This is a genomic window from Pseudomonas morbosilactucae (genome assembly GCF_023241715.1).
Classification (GTDB): Bacteria; Pseudomonadota; Gammaproteobacteria; order Pseudomonadales; family Pseudomonadaceae; genus Aquipseudomonas; species Aquipseudomonas morbosilactucae.
This window is the reverse complement of record NZ_JALQCW010000069.1, coordinates 39,125-57,086: the sequence shown is the minus strand read 5'-3', so window position 1 is coordinate 57,086 and position 17,962 is coordinate 39,125. Positions and strand designations below refer to the sequence as shown.

Sequence of the window (17,962 nt, the reverse complement as noted above, 5' to 3'; positions counted from 1 at the left end):
GGAATAAGGGGGGGGGTTATTCCACTCACCGAACGAGACGGAAAAAGGTATCAGCCACCGCGTATTTATTTTTCGAGCGTGAGAATCAGCTGGCGGCGTCCACCGACACCCAGAAGCGCGTCAGGCGGCTGACCCGCAACGGCAGGGTGTCTTGCAGCAACCCCAGGCTGGCCTCGGTGTCACGCAGGGGGAACGCTCCGGAAACCCTGATCTCGGCCACTTCGCTGGCGCAGCGTAAGACTCCGGGGCGATAGCGCGAGAGCTCGTCGAGCAGTTCCGCCAAGCGCAGGTTGTTGGCCATCAGCATGCCTTTGTCCCAGGTCAGGCTGCTGGCGGCGAAGGGTTCCAGCGGGTCGAGTCGATCACTTTTGAAACTCAGGCGTTCGCCGGCGTTGATCAGGGCTTGCTCGCCCAGCTGTTGCGGCCTGACTTGCACCGCGCCCTCAAGCACCGAGACCTGGCTGCGTACGCCGTTGATCCGCACGCAGAACCGGGTGCCTAGGGCCCGGGCCGTGCCTTGCGGGGTTTGCACAATAAAGGGGCGGTTGCCGGGGTCCTGGGCGGTGCTGATCAGCACTTCCCCGGTGAGCAAGCGGACCCGGCGCTCTTGGGCGTTGAAGGCGATGTCCAGGGAACTGTCGGTGTTGAGCAGCAGGTGCGAACCATCGGGCAGTTGCAGGTTTTTCTGTTCGCCGACGGCGGTGCGCTGGTCGGCGGTCCATTGCTCCCACGACACTTGCTGGCAGGCAATGCCCACGGGGCCGGCAAGCAGCAACAGTCCGAGGCGGGTGAGGGTCTGGCGCCGACTCAAGCCGTCGCGACGTTCGGCCCGTTGCAGGGTTTGCACGGCGATGCCGGCAGGAACATTGCGCAAGTCACCAAGGATCGCCTCGGCCCGCAGCCAGGCTTGGGCATGGGCGGCGCTGCGGCTACGCCATTGCTGGATCGCCTGATGATCTTCGGCAGTGGCGGTGCCGGAATGCAATTGCACCAGCCAGTCGGCGGCCTCGCCGAGGATCTGCGGGTCAATGCTGTTCGGGTTCATCAGGCCACGCTCAGGCAGGTGATGAAGGCACTGCGCATGTAGCGTTTGACCGTGATCAGCGACAGGTCCAGCCGGGCGGCGATCTGTGGGTAAGTCAGGCCCTCGATCTGCGACAGCAGGAACGCTTCACGGGTGGCCGCCGGCATCTCCCGCAGCAGGGCTTCGATGCGCCACAGCGCCTCCAGTATCAGCAGGCGGGTTTCCGGGCCGGGCACCTCTTCGACCGGCAGGTGCGCGATGGTTTCCAGGTACGCGCGCTCCACGTCCTGGCGCCGCCAGCGGTCCACCACCAAGCCTTTGGCAATGTGGGTCAGCAGCGCCCGGGGCTCATGACCCAGGGGCCGGGTCAGCGGGCGGCTGAGCAGGCGCAGGAAGGTGTCATGGGCCAGGTCCGCCGCATCCCAGGCATTGCCCAACTTGCGCTTGAGCCACGCCTGCAGCCAGCCGTGGTGTTCGCTATAGAGGGTGTGGATCTGTTGATTGAGGGGCGGGTCAGCGGGAGGCATGGGGGGCTGGGACTCGGTTCGGGCATCCAGGCCTGAGTGTAATTAAGAATTGATCGCATTCTAGTGGCGCGGACCGAGCCCTGGCAAGCGGCACCCGTGCAGGCCTGCGGGACCGTTGAACTTCGCCGGCATTGATCATGGGTTGCGGCCCCGCTCGGCATCCATTCCTGGCAAACCAATGTCGCTGGTGCGCGGTCCAGAGCGTTGGCCGAGCATGCCGCCCCCCCTGCCGTCCATGGGCATTGTGTTATACCCTGCGAGCCCGAAATGGACCCTCAGTGAACAGGACGACAGATGCTCAAATGGATTGGCAAGGTATTGGGTGGGACCGGCGCAGCGCCGGCCGAAGCGACGACCAGCGTTTGGCTGCAACGCCTGCAGACCTACCTTGCGCCCCTTGACCAGTTGCCCGAGGACGGCGGCCGGCCCGGTCTGGCCGAAGCGATCCTGACCTACGTGCGCCAGGGCGATGGCCCGCAAGTGCTGGCCGAGCTGGGGCAGCGCTACGCGGTCGCCAATTACCTCAATGTGCTGCGCGGGCACGCCTGCCGGGTCGCAGTCTCGGGCCGCGGCTGTATCACGATATGACCGATGTCGATCCGGCCCAGCTGCTGCGCTGGGCACGGGTGCTGGAGGCCTGCCCGGCCCATCGTTTCGGGATCGCCATGGACGACGGTTGCCATTGGCCGGAACTGCTCCTGACCCATAGCGTCGAGCTGTTTCGCGACCCCCAGACCGACGAGACGCGGATCATCCAGCGTATCAGCGCGCCCTTGATGGAAGCCCTGTTGCTGGAGGCGCACCTGCCGCCCTCGGCGCTGCTGACCGCTTGTTTCAGCGGTTCCAACGACGCCTATCGCCCGGGTTATGGCATTTACCTGGTGCCTTACATGGACGGCTATTCGCAATGGGTGCTGCGCCATGTCGAGGCGTTGCGGCCGTTGCTGCTGGCGGGTGACATGTACCTCAAGTTCCAGGTCATGAACCTGATGACCGACCTCGATCCGCCGGTGATGACCCGCATGGCCGGGGAGCTGTGTGAAATGGCCTGTGGCGGCAACAAAGAGGTGCGTGAACAGGCCGCGCCTCTGTTGCTGCACTGCCAGCGTGGCGCCCTGCAACCCTTGAGCCAGATGATCCAGGCCGGCAAGCCCGATCAGCGTGGCCATGCTTTGCGCCTGCTGTGGGCCCTGGCCAACCAGCTGGAGGATGGGGCACTGCGCGCCGAGGCCCGCGCCCTGGCCGAGGCCGACCGCGCGGCCTCGGTGCGCGGGCTGCTGGCTGAGTGGGCCGCCGAGCCTGCGGCCGAGCAGGGGCCGGTCCAGTACAGCGGTGCGGTGATTGACTGGGCGGTGCCCATGACGCCGGAACGGGTCGAGGTGCTCGACCAACTGTGGGCGGATCTCAATGAACCGATTGAGCAATACAACCAGCACAAGATTGAGTCCAACGCGACGTCGGCGCAGGGTAAATCCGCTGACGAGCTGGACCTGTGGCCCGTCTACAGCGCCGAGGCGCTGAGCCAGCTCAAGGCGTTCCTCGCCTCGTCGCAGGCGGTGCCGCCAGCCGGGCGTTCACTGCCGGACCCGAGCGAGTATTTCTCCCGTTCGGCGCTGGAGGCGTTCGCTGACAGTGATGACTTGAGCGCAGCGATGGCGTTCAAGGTCCTGGATTTCTGCCACTTCCTGAGCAACGACGAAGGTCGCCTGAAGAACATCGCCTGCTCGACCTTTGACCGGGTGCATGAGCAGGACCCGTCTCTGAGCCTGATGGCCCTGGCCCAGAGGCTCGAAGACAGTGGCCGCAGCGGTGACGTCCTGTTGCTTGAGTGCTTTAACGGTGCCCTGGCCCAGGCGTGGGACGCCGAGGCCGTGGCGCCGTATTTTGCCTTGCACGTGGCTTGGCTGGAGCAGGCGCTGATTGACCTTGAGGTGTATTCCACCGACTCGCTGTACCGCGGCATCGTCAAGATGACGCCGCCCCCGCCGCAGTTGGTCAGCCGCCTGTTCGAGATCGCCCTGGGCTCCAACCAGGGAGAGCGGGTCCAGGCCCAGCGTGCCCTGGAGCGGCTGCCGGGCAAAGAGGCGCACCTGATTGCCGCCCTGGGCTCAGGCAAGTCCGAGGTCAAGCTGTTGGCCACCAAATGGCTCGGCAACCTGGGCCACAAACCGGCCATCCCAGCCCTGGAGCAGGCGCTGAAGAAGGACAAGAACGATGGCGTGCGCACCGCCATGATCGAAGCCCTGGAACAGCTCGGTCAGCCGGTGGAGCAGTACCTGGACCGTCAGCAATGGGTCACGGACACCAGCAAGGCCATGGCCAAGGGCGCGCCCAAGGACCTGGCCTGGTTCCCTTGGGACGCCTTGCCCGAACTGCGTTGGGCCGACACCCAGGAGCCGGTTCCGGCCCTGGCGGCCCAAGGCCTGCTGGCCCAGGCGGTGAAGCTCAAATCGGCGCAGCCGGGGGCCTTGTTGCGGCGTTTCTGCGGGATGTTCGAACCACGCGGCCGCGAGCGTTTCGGCCAGTTCGTGCTGGACGCCTGGCTTGCTGAAGACACCCGGCCGATCCCCCTGGAAGAGGCCCGGCAGTTGGCCGAACGCCATGCTTCGAACACCTTGTTTTTCATCCAGCGTTACCCCGACGACTACAAAGACAGCCCGCACCTGGGCAAGAGCCTGGAGGCGCTGACCGCGAGTTTCCTGCCGCGCTTCATGCGCCAGCCCCAAGGCTCGGCGGCCGCCAGCAAAGGCTTGCTGGCCGTGGTCGCAGCCTGTGCCGGTGCAGAGGCGGCGGCCCCGGCCGGGCGCTACCTCAAGGAGTTCTATGGCACTCGTGCCTCCCAGGGCAAGGCGCTGATCGCCATGCTGGCCTGGGTCGAGCACCCGTCCGCGACCCAGCTATTGCTGTCCATTGCCAGTCGCTTTCGCACCGCAGGCTTTCAGGAAGAAGCCATCCTGCAGGCCCGGGCCTTGGCTGAACGCAAAAACTGGACCCTGGCGGAACTGGCTGACCGCACCTTGCCGTCGGCCGGTTTCGACGAGAACGGGCTGCTGGAGCTGAGTTACGGCGAGCGAGTGTTCAGCGCCCGTTTGCTGGCCGACTTCAAGATCGAGTTGTACAACCCCGATGGCAAAAAAATTGCCGCCTTGCCCGACCCGCGTCAGGACGACGATGCCGACGAAGCCAAGGAAGCGAAGAAGCAATTCGCCAACGCCAAGAAGTCCCTGACCAGCCTCGTCAAGCAGCAGACCGAGCGCCTTTACGAAGCCCTGTGCACGGGGCGCGAATGGCCTTATGCCGACTGGCAGCGGTACCTCAACCAGCACCCGATCATGCGCCGGTTGTTGCAGCGCCTGGTCTGGGTGCAGGTCGAGGATGAGCAGGTGCTGGCAGCTTCCGCCCGCTGGACGATGGCAGCCTGACCGATGTCGAGGACAACCCGCTGACCCTAGCCGACGAGGCCCGGGTGCGCCTGGCCCACGATTCGCTGTTGAGCGCCGAGGCTCTGGCCCAGTGGCAGCAGCACCTGGTGGACTATGAAGTGGCGCCGCTGTTCCAGCAGTTGGGCAAGGGCGTCTATCAATTGCCCGAAGGCCAGGGCGACGCCCATTCCATCGAGGACTTCAAGGGCCATCTGCTGGAAACCTTCGCCCTGCGCAGCCGCGCCCTGAAGCTCGGTTACACCCGGGGCGCGACCGAGGATGCCGGCTGGTTCTACACCTATGAAAAGTTCTTTGTCAGCCTCGGGCTGTCGGCCGACATCCGCTTTACCGGCAACCCGCTGCCCGAGAGCAATCGCACCGTGGCCCTGGTGGACCTGACCTTCTACAGCGAGGGTTACAGCCTGCCGCTGGCCGAGGTACCGACCATCCTGCTGTCCGAGTGCTACAACGACCTGCGCTTGATCGCCGCCCAGGGCACAGGTTTCGACCCCGACTGGGAAAAGAAAAGTGAATATTGATGCCGTAGAGGAATCGCGCCCATGACCCCAGCGTCCGCCTCCCTGCTCAAGGCCCCGGCCGAGCAGGCCCACGCTGCCGAGCTGGCGCGCCTGCAACAGCACGACCGCGGGCCACGCCCCCAGGGTTGGCGCCTGTCACCCCGGGCGGTGCGCAGCTTCATCCTCGGTGACGGGGCGCTGCAGGTGCGGCGCAAGTTCTACGGCGACGACGCGCTGATCGACCGCTGCATTGTGACCCTGATGAGCAACCGCGGGCTGATGCTGGTGGGCGAGCCGGGCACCGCCAAGTCGATGCTCTCCGAGCTGCTGGCGGCGGCCATTTGCGGGCAGTCCTTGTGCACCGTGCAGGGCACCGCCGGGACCACTGAAGAACAGATTCGCTACTCCTGGAACTACGCCTTGCTGCTGGCCGAAGGCCCGACCCCGCGAGCCTTGGTGCGTGGCCCGATGTACGAGGCCATGGGCAGTGGCAGCCTGTGTCGGATCGAGGAAATCACCCGCATGCAGCCCGAGATCCAGGACAGCCTGATTAGCCTGCTCTCGGACAAGGTGCTGCACGTGCCGGAACTCAAGGGCGAAGAGGCCACGGTGTTTGCCGCCCCGGGGTTCAATGTCCTGGCCACCGCCAACCTGCGAGACCGAGGGGTGCATGAGATGTCCAGCGCCCTCAAGCGCCGCTTCAACTTTGAAACGGTGCGCCCCATCAGCGACCGGCGCCTGGAAAGCCAACTGGTGCGCGAGCAGACCGAAGCCCTGTTGCAGCAGGCCCAAGTCAAGGTCGACTTCAGCCCCGACGTACTTGAACTGTTGGTGACCGCTTTCAACGACCTGCGCCACGGCGCCACCGCCGAAGGCACGGTGCTGGAGAAACCGACGGCAGTGATGTCGGCCGCCGAGGCGGTGGCGGTGGGCTATGCCGCGAGCCTGGATGCCCATTACTTTGGCAACGGCGTAGTCGGCGGCGAGCATATTGCCCGGCAATTGATCGGCACCGTGCTCAAGGACAACCCCGAAGACGGCGGCAAGCTGCGCCACTACTTCGACGTGGTGGTGCGCCAGCGTGCCCAGCGTCAGCCGCAATGGCAGCGGGTGCTTGAGGCGCGGCGTGAGCTGGATCGCTGACACGGCTCTGGCCGGCACCGAGCTAGACAGTGCCAGCCTGCGCGCCCTGGGCCAGAGCCTGGTCAGTGATGAGCTGATTGTGTTCGCCGTGCGCCACCACAGCCCCGGCTGTGCCTGGCAATTGCAGCAGTTGTTCGCCAGCCACCCGCCGAGCGTGGTGCTGGTGGAAGGGCCGCAATCCTTCAGCCCGTTGCTGCCGTTGCTGGTGCACCCCGAGGCGCAGATGCCCCTGGCGATCTACACCTACGCCGTGGGCGGCGCAACGGCCGATTCGCGGCGGGCGGCCTATTACCCGTTCTGTGATTATTCGCCGGAGTTGGTGGCGCTGCGCGCTGCCGCCGCACAAGGCATTGCGGCGCGCTTTATCGACCTCGACTTCGCCGAACAATGTGCGCTGGAGGCGACGCCGGCCGAGGCCGAGCCCGGCCAGGACTCGCTGCTCGACGAAGGCCATTACCGTCGCAGCGAACACTTGCAGCGTCTGGCCAGCCAACTGGGCTGTCGCGACCATGAAGAACTCTGGGAACACCTGTTCGAAGTACCGGCCACCCGTGGCGACTGGCCCGAACACCTGACCCGGGTCGCGGCTTACTGCCAACTGGCGCGCCTGGATTGCCGCCCCGACGAGCTGCACGCCGACGGCACCCTGGCCCGGGAAACGGAGATGGCCTGGCATATCCAGCAGGCCCTGGCCGCCCGACGCCCGGGGGACGGGCCGGTGCTGGCCGTGGTGGGTGGCTTGCACGCAGTGGCGATGCCGGGCTTGCTGGCTGCCGCTGTCGAACGCCCGAACATCCGCCGCGAAGGGCTGATCGATGAAGCCAGTGCGTTGATCCGCTACAGCTTCGACCGCCTGGAGCGCCTCAATGGTTATGCCGCAGGCATGACCGCGCCGGCCTGGCATCAGCGGCTGTGGCAGGCCCAGCTCAAGCACTCATCGCGCAGCGCCCAGGCGCCGGCCCGGCCACGGCAAGAGGCGGCCCTGGACCTGTTGTTCGAGGTCGTGGAAGCACTCCGGGAGAAGGGCCTGGCGCTGCCGCTGCCGACCCTCACGGCGGCCTACGAACAGATGTTGCGCCTGGCCACCTTGCGTGACCGCGATGCGCCGATCCGGGTGGACGTCGAGGACGCCATCCTCAGTTGCTTTATCCAGGGCGATGCCGACGCCGACGGGGCCTGGGTACGCCAGGCGGCCACGGCCTGCTTCACCGGCCAGGCGTTGGGCCGGGTGCCGCCCGGGGCCGGCACGCCGCCCCTGGTCAAGGATGTGGAATACCGCGCACGTCGCCAGCGTTTGAAACTCCACGATTCGCAGCCGCGGCGGGTGGTGCTGGGCCTGTACCGGCGCGCCGATCATCGGCGCACCAGCCAGTTGCTGCATGGCCTGCAGTTGCTGGGCATTCCGTTCGCCTGGCGTACCGGCGGCCCGGACTTTGTCAGCGGCCAGGGGCTGCACCTGCTTCAGGAACACTGGCAGTACGCCTGGTCAGCCGGCACCGAAGGTGCATTGGTGGAGGCGTCGATCTACGGCGTGAACCTGCCGCAAGCAGTGGCCACTCGTTTTGCCATGCGCTTGGAGCAGCAGGCTGCGGCGGACGTGGCCGACGCCCGAGGCGCTGCGGCCTTGCTGGTGCAGGCCTGTGTGCTGGGGCTGCATGAGCAGGTGGCGGTCCCCTTGCAGCGCCTGGGCCAGGCCATCGGCGCGGACCCGGTATTTGCCTCGCTGGTGGCGGCCAGCACCAGCCTCGCGTTGCTGCTGGAGTCCCGCGAGCCGCTGCAGGCGTCACATCTGCCGGGCTTGGCGGATTTGCTGCGCAGCGCCTATCAGCGCGCCACGTACCTGGGCGCCCAAGGCGTGGGTGAGGCGGATGCCTTGGGCCATATCGGCTGCCTGGTGCAATTGCGCGAGTTGCTGGCCGGGACCACCGGAGCGGAGCTGGATGGGCAGTTGTACTGGGCCATGGTCAGCCAGTTGCACCAGCAGCCCAACCTGTTGCTGCGCGGGGCCTGTGCCGGCTTGCTGTACCTGGCCGGGCGCCTGGACGAAGCCCGGTTGGCCAGTGAGTTGGCCGGGCATCTGCACGGCCAGCGGCAACCCAAGGAGGCGGTGGCCTACCTGCGCGGGCTGTTGTCCACCGCCCGCGAAAGCGCCTGGCAGATTCCCAGCCTGCTGGAGGTGCTGGACCGCTTGCTCAATCAGTGGGGCGAGGCGCAGTTTGTCGCCTGCCTGCCGGAACTGCGCCTGGCCTTTGCCGAAATGACCCCCCGTGAAACCGACCGTATCGCCCGGCAGGTCGCGAGCCTGCACGGTGCCGAGGACCTGGGGCGGCTGCGCCACGGAGCGTTGCAGGCCGAGCAGGTCCAGGCCAACCTGCGCCTGTCGCAAAGCCTGGCCTTGGTGCTGCAGGCAGACGGTCTCGACGCCTGGGTGACGCCATGACACCCCTGGAACGCTGGCGCCTGGTGCTGGGCCAATACGCCGACAAACCCCTGCGCGATGCGGCCGGCGGGGCGGGCCTGGAAGGCCGGGCAGCGCGCATGGACGTGGCCCTGGAATACCTCTATGGCCGCGAATACCAGGGCCGGGGCCTGCGTGAAGAGGCCCGGTCCGGCTCCCTCGACCCCACACAATTGACCCTGGTGACCTGGCTTGGCGAGGTCCGCGAGCTGTTCCCCGTGGACACCGTGGAGGTGATCGAGCAGCACGCCCTGGACCGTTACAGCCTGACCGAACTGGTCACCGACCCCCAGGCTCTGGAGCGCCTGGAACCCAACCAGCAGCTGCTGCGCACCTTGCTTGCCTTGCGCGGGCACTTGCAGGGCGATGTGCTGCAGTTGGTGCGACGGATCATTCGCCAAGTGGTGGAAGAAATTCGCCAGCAACTGGAGCCGCAGGTGCGTCAGGTGCTGTCCGGGCGCCTCAACCGTCAGCGCCATTCGCCCATGGCGGTTGCCCGCAACTTCGATGCCCTGGGCACCGTGCGGCGCAACCTCAAGCATTACGACGTCGAGCGTCAGCGGCTGGTGGTGGAGAAACTGTACTTTTTCCAGCGCAACAGCCGGCGTTTGCCCTGGGACATCATCCTTTGCGTGGACCAGAGCGCGAGCATGGCCGACTCGGTGATCCACAGTGCCGTGATGGCCGGCATCCTCGCCGGGCTGCCGGCGCTGCGGGTCAAGATCGTGGTGTTCGACACCCAGGTGGTGGACCTCAGCCAATACGTCGATGACCCGGTGGAAACCCTGATGCGCGTGCAACTGGGCGGCGGCACCGACATCGGCAAGGCCCTGCGTTATTGCAGCCAGTTGCTGGAAAACCCCCAGCGCACGGTGCTGGTGCTGGTCAGTGACTTCTATGAAGGGGCCTCGCCCAACGAGCTGCTGCGCACCGTCAAGCAACTGGCCGAAGCCCGGGTCACCCTGCTGGGGCTGGCTGCCCTGGACGATCAAGCCAACCCCGATTACGACCGCCAGATGGCCACCCGCCTTGCGGCCTGCGGCATGCAGGTCGCCGCCCTGAGCCCCCGGCGCCTGGCCCATTGGTTGCTCAAGGTGATTTCATGAGCCTTCGCCCGGCGCTGCTGGCGCAACTACTGAGCTTTGACGACGAAGCCTTTGTCGCCCTGGCCAACCGCGGCCTGCTGCGCCGTGCCTACAAAGACCTGGAAAGCAGCCCGCCACGGTTGCTGGAGGAGGGCGCTGACCAGCTGCTGCTGGAGTGCGGTGCTTATCAGCTGCGCTTCGATCTACGGGGCCCGGCCTTTGCCCAATGCAGTTGCCCGGCCAGCGGCGTGTGCCAACACATACTCACCGCCGCGCTGGGCTTGCGCGAGATCTTGGCCGAACCGGGCGAGACGTTGGCGGCCGAACCCGCGCTGGATCAGCGCCAGGCGCTGATTCAAACCCTGCTTGCACTGCCCCAGGTCGAACTGCTGAAACACGCGGGCAAGCCCGGTTATCGCTGGGCCTGGCAGTTCGTCATGGACTTGGATCAGCCCCACGGGCTGCAGATAGCCGGCGAGCAGAACCTGACCCTGACCCTGGGCACGCCGCCGCTGACCCTGCGTTACATGGGCGGGCCCCTGGGCGGGATGTTGGCCGATCAGCGCAGTGGCGCCCTGGAGAAATACCAGGTTGCGGCGGTGCTGGCGCTGCGCCGCTGGCAAGGCCTGGAACTGATCGCGCCAGAGCCGGTGGGCGCTGCCAACGCCGAGTCCACTCCCATCTTGCGTGACGCGGCGCGCCGCCGTTTGCGCGCAAGCGCGCGGCAGTTGCTGGAGGAGTCGGTGGCGGTGGGCCTGGCCCATTTGTCCTCGGCCATGCAACAGCGCTATGTGACCCTGGCGGTCTGGGCCCAGGGCGCCGATTACCCGCGCTTGGCCCTGTCGTTGCGGCGCTTGGCCGATCAGGTGCAACTGTTGCTGGAGCGGGCAGCGGGGGCCGATGGCCAGCGCCTGTTCGATGAACTCAGCCGTTGTTACGCCTTGCTCCAGGCCCTGGAGACGGCGGCGCAGCGTGGCGAAGAACCGGCGCGTTTGCTGGGGCAGGCTCGCAGTCAGTACACGCCATCGGCGGCCCTGGAACTCTGGGGGCTGGGGGCCAGTGCCTGGCGTTCGGCGTCCGGTTATCAAGGCTTGAGCCTAGTGTTCTGGAGCCCCGCGCAGCAGGGCTTTTTATCCTGCACCGAGGTCCGGCCGGTGTTGCAACGCAGCTTCAACCCGCTGACGCGCTACCGCAGCGCGGGGCCCTGGAGTGGCTTGCTGTCGCCGGCCCATGCCAGCGGGCGCCGGTTGTCGTTGATGGGGGGGCAGGTCAATGGCGAGGGGCGTTTGTCGGTGGCCGAGTCGGTACAGGCCACGCTGCTTGAACCCCTGTCATCGGCGCAGTGCGGCCAGTTGCCGGCGGCGCAGGATTGGAACGCCTTGCTCCAGGCCCGTTCGGCCCAGCGTCGCAGCCTGCTGACACCGGTCAGGCCGATGAATGACTGGACGCTGTTGCAGCCCGCCGCGGTGGGGGCTGTGCAGTTTGACCGTGCGCGCCAGGTCCTGGTCTGGCCGTTGTTGGACCGCAGCGGCGCCACCCTGTGGGTGGAGTTGGTCTATTCGGCCTACGGCCGGCATGCCATCGGCCGCATCGAGCAACTGGCCAGCGAGCCCTGGGTCGAGGGCACTCGCTTGGTAGCCCGGGTGTTTGAACGGGCGGGCACGCTGATCGCCGAGCCCCTGAGCCTGATCCGCCCCAGTGCTGTCGCAGACGGCACTTTGCTCGATGCCCTGCATTTCGACCCGGCGCCTTCGGGCGAGCCCGTGATGGCATTGGCGGTCACGGATGAGCCCGATATCGAGCAGCAGAGTGAACCCCAGGATGAGACCGAGTACGAGCCGCAGCCAACGACGGGCCACTTGCTGCCGGAGTTGGCCGGGTGGCTGTGCCAACAGGCCGAGCGTGGGGTGGACCCGCACGTGGCGCCGGGCATCGGCCAGGCCCTGCAACAACGGGGCGCGAGCCTGCGGGCGGCGGGCTACAGCGCCTTCGAGCGTGGGCCTGAGGACGCCGGTGTGCCTGCGCGGCTGATCATTGCCCACTACCTGTGCCTGCAATATCAATACTTGCAGGCGTCAGGGGCCGACCTTGCGGCGAGCTAATGCTTTCCTTCAATGACCATCGGCCGACGGCGCGGCGGGTGGCGCGACCTTGCGCATCAGCGGCACCAGGGCGGTGGCGACGATAAAACACAGCATGATCATCAAGAAGGCGTCGCCATAGGTTTGCGTCTGCGCCTCGCGGTAGGTCAGCAACCACAGCTGGTGCAGGCTGGCGGTCAGCCCGGCGTCCCCGGTCTGGCCCAGGCTGGCGAAGTGGCCGCCGACCTGGTCCAGCCACTGGTTGAGGGCCTCGTTGCGGCTGTTCAAGTGTTCGGCCAAGCGGGTGAAGTGCAGGTTGGTGCGGTCATTGAGGATGGTGGCGCAGGCGGCAATGCCGATGGCCCCGCCCAGGTTGCGCATCAGGTTGAACAGCCCCGAGGCGTGCTTGAGCCGTGCCGGGGCCAGCCCGCCCAGGGTCAGGGTCACTGCCGGTGGCACCGCCAGTTGCTGGGCGATGCCGCGCAGGGCCTGGGGCAGCATCAGCTCGCGGGCGCCCCAGTCGTGGGTGATGGGGCTGAAGTCCCACATCGACACGGCGAACAGGCCCAGGCCGGCCATCATGATCCAGCGCAGGTCCACACGGTTGGCCAGGAACGCGTAAAGGGGGATCGCCAAGACCTGGAACACCCCCGTGGAAAACACCGCCAGGCCGATGTCCAGGGCGCCGTATCCGCGCACCCGGCCGAGAAACAGCGGGGTCAGGTAAATGGTGGCGAACAGGCCGATGCCGGTGACAAAGGAAAAGAAGCAGCCGAGGGCGAAGTTGCGATCCTTCAGGGCCCGCAGGTCGACGATCGGGTTGGCCACGTGCAGGGTGCGGCCGATAAAGGCCAGCCCGGCCAGGCCGGAGATCCACGCAGTGCTGAGGATGGTGCTGTCGCTGAACCAGTTCCAGCGTGGGCCTTCCTCCAGGGTGTATTCCAGGCAGCCGAGAAACAGCGCGAGAAACACCATGCTCAGGTAGTCGGCGCCCTTGAGCAGGCTCAGTTCCGGCTGGTCGATCTTCACCAGCAGCGGCACCGCGACGGCGACGAATATGCCCGGCACCAGGTTGATGTAGAACAGCCAGTGCCAGGATGAAACATCAGTGATCCAGCCGCCGATCACCGGGCCCAGGGTGGGCGCCAGGGAGGCCACGGCGCCAATGGTGGCGGCGGCGATGACCCGCTGTTTGCCGCTGAAGAAAAAGAATGCGGTGGTGAACACCAGGGGGATCATCGAGCCGCCGAGAAACCCTTGCAGGGCACGGAAGGCAATCATGCTCTGGATGTTCCAGGCCGCACCGCACAGCAGGCTGGCCAGGGTAAAACCCACGGCCGAGGCGCAAAACAGCCAGCGCGTGGAGAACACCCGGGACAGCCAGCCCGACAGCGGAATCACGATGATCTCGGCGATCAGGTAGCTGGTCTGTACCCAGGCCGTCTCATCGGTGCCGGCGGACAGGCCGCCGCCGATATCGCGCAGCGAGGCGGAGACGATCTGGATGTCCAGCAGGGCGATAAACATGCCCACGCACATGCTGGCAAAGGCCAGGACTTTGGTCGCCGTGCTCATGCTTGTTGCGTTGAAGGGCAGGGCGGCCGTCGCCGGCGCAGCGCTGGCCTGGCTCATGGCGCGCGGGACTCGGTCAGGGCCACGGCCGGCGCCTCAGGCACGGTCTGGGTGTCCACGGCGGCGGTCACCGAGAGGCCGGGGCGCAACTGGCCAAGCACCCCATCCGCCGGGTCGAGGATTACCCGCACCGGCACCCGTTGCACGATCTTGGTGAAGTTGCCGGTGGCGTTCTCTGGCGGCAGCACGCTGAATTGCGCGCCGGTGGCCGGGGCCAGGCTGTCCAGGCGGCCGTGGAACTCGCGCCCCGGCAGCACGTCGGCGCGCACCACCACACGCTGGCCCGGGGTCATGTGTTGCAACTGGTCTTCCTTGAAGTTGGCGTCCACCCACAAGCCGCGGGCCGGGACCAGGGACAGCAATTGCGAGCCGGCCACGGCATAGGCGCCGGCCCGTGCCCGCCGATTGCCGATGACCCCGTTCACCGGGGCCCGCAGTTCGGTGTCTTGCAGGTTCAACTGGGCCAGGTCGCGCTCGGCCTTGGCCTGTGCCAGTGCGGCGCGAGCCTGGCGTTTTTGTGTGGCAATCACCTCAATCTGCCGCTGGGTGGCCAGCCATTCGGCCTGGGCCCGGGTGTTCAGGGCCTGGGCGGTCTTGAAGGTGGCGTCGGCGCGCTGGGCGCTTTCCACCGACACCGCCGAACTGCCCACCAGGCGTTTGTAGCGGGCGTTGTCGTCCCGCGAGCGGCTCATCTCGGCGGCGGTGGCATCGATGCCGGCGCGGGCCTGGCTGATCACCGCGTGCTGCCATTGTTCGGTGGCGTCAAGGTTGGCCAGCAAGGCCTCCTGGGCGGCTACCGCACCTTCGGCCTTGGCCAGGCGTGCACGGTAATCCCGGTCGTCGAGGCGAATCAGCAGGTCGCCGGCCTTGACCTGTTGGTTGTCGCTGACCAGCACCTGGTCGATGTACCCGGGCACCTTGGGCCCGATCACCGTCACCTCGGCGCCGATGTAGGCATCGTCCGTGGTTTCGATAAAGCGTCCGTGGCTCCACCAATAGGCCACGTACAGCGCCAATGCCACCAGGGCGGCCAGGCCCAGGGCCAGTACCAGCAGGCGTTTGCCGCGCTTGGGGGCGTTGGCCGGGGTGACGGCAAGGTCGGTGGCGGGGTCGGCAGAAGAGAGGCTGGTCATGGTGGGTACCCGAGGGAAGATGTTATTACGATCATAATATGATGCTTGTAATATTTTGTGGCAAGTCTCTTTTCCGCGCCGGTCGTCAGTTGGTGGGCGGGAGCTCGCGGCAGGGGGGCTTTTCTTGACCATGATCAAGGGCCGTCCTTTCGCGGGCGCGCAGCCTGTGTCCCGGCCCCGGTCACCCCACCGGGTCGTCCCCCTTCAAGGAGTTTCAGCCCATGGCCAAGATGAAAGCGGCGATCTTCGTCGAAAAAAACCGCATTGTTCTGGACGACAAGGACATCCCCGAGATCGGTCCCCTGGACGCCCTGGTGCGCATTACCACCACCACCCTGTGCGGCACCGACGTGCACATCCTGCGGGGCGAGTACCCGGTGGCCAAGGGTCTGACCATCGGCCACGAACCGGTGGGGGTCATCGAGCGCCTGGGGTCCCAGGTTCGCGGCTTTGTCGAGGGCCAGCGGGTGATTGCCGGCGCCATCACCCCCAGCGGCCAGAGCTACGCCTGCCTGTGCGGCTGCGGCGCCCAGGACGGCCCGGACACGCGCCACGGTTTTCGTGCAGCGGGCGGCTGGAAGTTCGGCAACACCATCGACGGCTGCCAGGCCGAATACGTGCGGGTGCCGGATGCCCTGGCCAACCTCTGCCCGATCCCCGACGGCCTGAGCGACGAGCAGGTGCTGATGTGCCCGGACATCATGTCCACCGGGTTCTCCGGGGCCGAACGGGCGGATGTGCAAATTGGCGACAGCGTCGCGGTGTTCGCCTTGGGGCCCATCGGCCTGTGCGCGGTGGCTGGGGCCCGGCTCAAGGGCGCCACCACCATCATCGGGGTCGATACCGTGGCCGCGCGCATGACCGTGGCGCGCCAGTTAGGCGCCACCCACGTGGTGGATTTCAAGGACGGTGATGTGGTGCAGCAGATCCTCGCGCTGACCGATGGCCGGGGCGTGGATGTGGCCATCGAGGCTCTGGGCACCCAAGGCACCTTCGAGTCGGCGCTGCGGGTGCTGCGTCCCGGCGGCAAGTTGTCGAGCCTGGGGGTGTATTCCACGGACTTGCGCATTCCCCTGGACGCCTACGGCGCCGGCCTGGCCGATCTGAGCATCCTCAGCACCCTGTGCCCTGGCGGCAAGGAACGCATGCGCCGCTTGATGGCGGTGGTGGCCAGCGCTCAGGTCGACCTCTCGCCCTTGGTCACTCACCGCTTCAAGCTGGACGACATCGAGGCCGCCTACGAGCTGTTCGCCCACCAGCGTGACGGTGTGATGAAGGTCGCGATCACCCCGTGAGGCGTTGGCGCAGGCGGCCTTGATGCATATCAAGATGGCCTGCGCGCCCTGGTTCGACACTGCACGCCTTTCTGTTCCCCGGAGGTGCACCATGAGCCAGTACCAGCGTCTGCTATTGATCCTCGACCCTGTGCAACACCAGTCCGCCGCCGCACGCCGAGCCACTGCCCTGGCCCAGGCCAGCGGTGCGGCGGTGCATGTGCTGGTGCTGGTGGAGCCGCCAGCCCGCGGCTACCTGTGGGAAGAACACCTGGAGGACAGCGAGCGCGAGGCCTACCTGCAACGCCATGAACGCTGGCTGCTGGTCGAGGCGCAGTGGATGCGCGATCAGGGCGTGGACGTCACCACCCAGGTGCTGTGGAGCGCCCAACCGCTCAAGGACCTGTTGCAGTACGTCAGCGAGTTCAGCCCGGACCTGTTGATCAAGGACGTGGCCCTGGAGTCGGCCCTCAAGCGGGTGTTTGTCACGCCCCTGGATTGCCACCTGTTGCGCGATTGCCCGGTGCCGGTGCACTTGGTTAATCAGGCCCCGCACTCGCTGCCTCGACGCATCGTCGCCGCCGTGGATGCGGCCGCCGTGGGCACCCAGGCCGAAGGGCACAACGACCTGATCATCCAGACTGCCAACGCCTTGGCCCTGCAGTGCGATGCGCAACTGCACCTGGTGTATGCCTACGACCTGACGCCGGTGTTCGAAGGCGTCACCCCGGTGGGGGCGGGGGCCTGGAGCGCCAACTGCCTGGATGAACTGCGGGACTCCCTGCAGGAGGCCTTTATCCGCTTGGCCGAGCGCTACCAGGTGCCGGTCGAGCTGCGGCATTTTATCAGTGGCCCGCCGGTGCCGGGGCTGACCCGCTTTGTCGATGACTTCCTGGTGGACGTGGTGGTCATGGGCACGGTGCACCGCACCGGCTTCGGCCGGCTGATCGGCAGCACCACCGAGCGTGCCTTGTACTCCATGCCGGGCAGCATCCTGGCGGTCAAACCCCTGGCCTGAGGCCTGGCCCCGTCGGCCGCTGGGCTGCCGGGGCTTTCGTTCCTGTCCGATACCGCCACCCGTGCCGCCGCGCTATAAATGTCCGAACCGCGCGACTGCCGGATCGGCCCGCGGCCGATAGGTGGCCATGCGCTATTTAAAAGCTCGCCGATTCGCTGTTTAATTCGCCGCCATGAACGCCTCCCATCCCCATCGCCCATTGATCGCCTGGACCCTGTATTTCTGCGTCCTGTTCAATGTGTTCGCCTGCGGTTTGGGGCACGGGCAGATGCTCGGCCTGGAGCTCAATGGCGTTGGCGGCCAGTTCTGTTCCGCCATGGGCAACTCGGGCCCGGCCCTGGACGGCGACTTCAGCGACCAGGCGGCTGCCCAATGGTCCGCCACGTTCAGTTGCCCGTTGTGCTCGGCCCTGAGCCTGGGCATCGCCCTGATGTTCTGCCTGGGCTGGTTGCTGCTGGCCAGGCGACCGCGCCGCTTCTGGCCTGAACAGCTCAGCAAAGCGCCACCCCGCCATGGCTGGCCCGGCGCCAACCCCCGGGCACCTCCCGCCCTCTGACCTTCCCCCTGGGCCGCCCTCGCGGCAGCCCCTTGTACTCGTCGCTTGCCTACGGCCTGCGTGCGCTGTCGCGCGCTCGGCCGGGCGATCT

Annotated in this window: 14 protein-coding genes; 10 read left to right on the top strand and 4 right to left on the bottom strand. The window is 66.8% G+C overall.

What is annotated here, in order from left to right; genetic code table 11:
- Positions 1-85 precede the first annotated feature (85 nt).
- Together M1B34_RS24460 and M1B34_RS24455 are read right to left on the bottom strand one after the other, a co-directional pair.
- Complete coding sequence (locus M1B34_RS24460) at positions 86-1,045, bottom strand: FecR domain-containing protein (RefSeq protein ID WP_268266437.1); 960 nt, start codon at positions 1,043-1,045, stop codon at positions 86-88.
- On the bottom strand, positions 1,045-1,551 hold the full coding sequence (locus M1B34_RS24455; RefSeq protein WP_123335131.1) for a sigma-70 family RNA polymerase sigma factor: 507 nt from the start codon (positions 1,549-1,551) through the stop codon (positions 1,045-1,047). Before M1B34_RS24455 ends, M1B34_RS24460 begins: the two co-directional genes overlap by 1 nt.
- A 294-nt stretch (positions 1,552-1,845) precedes the next feature.
- Here M1B34_RS24455 and M1B34_RS24450 point away from each other — a divergent pair, with 294 nt between their 5' ends.
- Genes M1B34_RS24450 through M1B34_RS24420 form a run of 7 tightly spaced genes read left to right on the top strand, consistent with a single transcriptional unit; the run spans position 1,846 to position 12,279 of the window.
- The gene (locus tag M1B34_RS24450) at positions 1,846-2,139 is read left to right on the top strand and encodes a hypothetical protein (protein ID WP_268266436.1); all 294 of its coding nucleotides are present in this window, start codon (positions 1,846-1,848) and stop codon (positions 2,137-2,139) included.
- Complete coding sequence (locus M1B34_RS24445; protein WP_268266435.1) at positions 2,136-4,973, top strand: DUF4132 domain-containing protein; 2,838 nt, start codon at positions 2,136-2,138, stop codon at positions 4,971-4,973. The genes M1B34_RS24450 and M1B34_RS24445 overlap by 4 nt, the downstream gene beginning before the upstream one ends.
- Positions 4,955-5,512: a DUF4132 domain-containing protein gene (locus M1B34_RS24440; protein WP_341870557.1), complete on the top strand. Its 558-nt coding sequence runs from the start codon at positions 4,955-4,957 to the stop codon at positions 5,510-5,512. The genes M1B34_RS24445 and M1B34_RS24440 overlap by 19 nt, the downstream gene beginning before the upstream one ends.
- A gap of 21 nt (positions 5,513-5,533) precedes the next feature.
- Positions 5,534-6,634, top strand: coding sequence for an ATP-binding protein (locus M1B34_RS24435; RefSeq protein WP_123335136.1), 1,101 nt, complete (start codon positions 5,534-5,536; stop codon positions 6,632-6,634).
- Positions 6,618-9,074 (top strand): DUF5682 family protein, encoded by a 2,457-nt coding sequence (locus tag M1B34_RS24430; protein WP_268266434.1) that lies wholly within the window; start codon positions 6,618-6,620, stop codon positions 9,072-9,074. Before M1B34_RS24435 ends, M1B34_RS24430 begins: the two co-directional genes overlap by 17 nt.
- Positions 9,071-10,198, top strand: coding sequence for a VWA domain-containing protein (locus M1B34_RS24425; RefSeq protein ID WP_268266433.1), 1,128 nt, complete (start codon positions 9,071-9,073; stop codon positions 10,196-10,198). The genes M1B34_RS24430 and M1B34_RS24425 overlap by 4 nt, the downstream gene beginning before the upstream one ends.
- On the top strand, positions 10,195-12,279 hold the full coding sequence (locus M1B34_RS24420) for a hypothetical protein (protein WP_268266432.1): 2,085 nt from the start codon (positions 10,195-10,197) through the stop codon (positions 12,277-12,279). The genes M1B34_RS24425 and M1B34_RS24420 overlap by 4 nt, the downstream gene beginning before the upstream one ends.
- Positions 12,280-12,288: 9 nt before the next feature.
- Here the strand turns inward: M1B34_RS24420 and M1B34_RS24415 are convergent, their stop codons facing one another.
- Together M1B34_RS24415 and M1B34_RS24410 are read right to left on the bottom strand one after the other, a co-directional pair.
- A complete protein-coding gene (locus M1B34_RS24415; RefSeq protein WP_268266431.1) occupies positions 12,289-13,890 on the bottom strand; it encodes a DHA2 family efflux MFS transporter permease subunit in 1,602 nt (533 codons plus the stop codon).
- Positions 13,887-15,023, bottom strand: coding sequence for an HlyD family secretion protein (locus M1B34_RS24410; RefSeq protein WP_268266430.1), 1,137 nt, complete (start codon positions 15,021-15,023; stop codon positions 13,887-13,889). Before M1B34_RS24410 ends, M1B34_RS24415 begins: the two co-directional genes overlap by 4 nt.
- Positions 15,024-15,244: 221 nt before the next feature.
- Here M1B34_RS24410 and M1B34_RS24405 point away from each other — a divergent pair, with 221 nt between their 5' ends.
- From M1B34_RS24405 to M1B34_RS24395, 3 genes are all read left to right on the top strand, one after another.
- Positions 15,245-16,318 carry an NAD(P)-dependent alcohol dehydrogenase gene (locus M1B34_RS24405; RefSeq protein ID WP_123335149.1) on the top strand — a complete coding sequence of 358 codons (1,074 nt, stop codon included), beginning with the start codon at positions 15,245-15,247 and terminating at the stop codon, positions 16,316-16,318.
- Between the two features lie 91 nt (positions 16,319-16,409).
- Positions 16,410-17,315, top strand: coding sequence for a universal stress protein (locus tag M1B34_RS24400; protein WP_123335151.1), 906 nt, complete (start codon positions 16,410-16,412; stop codon positions 17,313-17,315).
- 172 nt (positions 17,316-17,487) lie between these two features.
- On the top strand, positions 17,488-17,871 hold the full coding sequence (locus M1B34_RS24395) for a DUF2946 domain-containing protein (RefSeq protein ID WP_268266429.1): 384 nt from the start codon (positions 17,488-17,490) through the stop codon (positions 17,869-17,871).
- Positions 17,872-17,962: the final 91 nt, after the last annotated feature.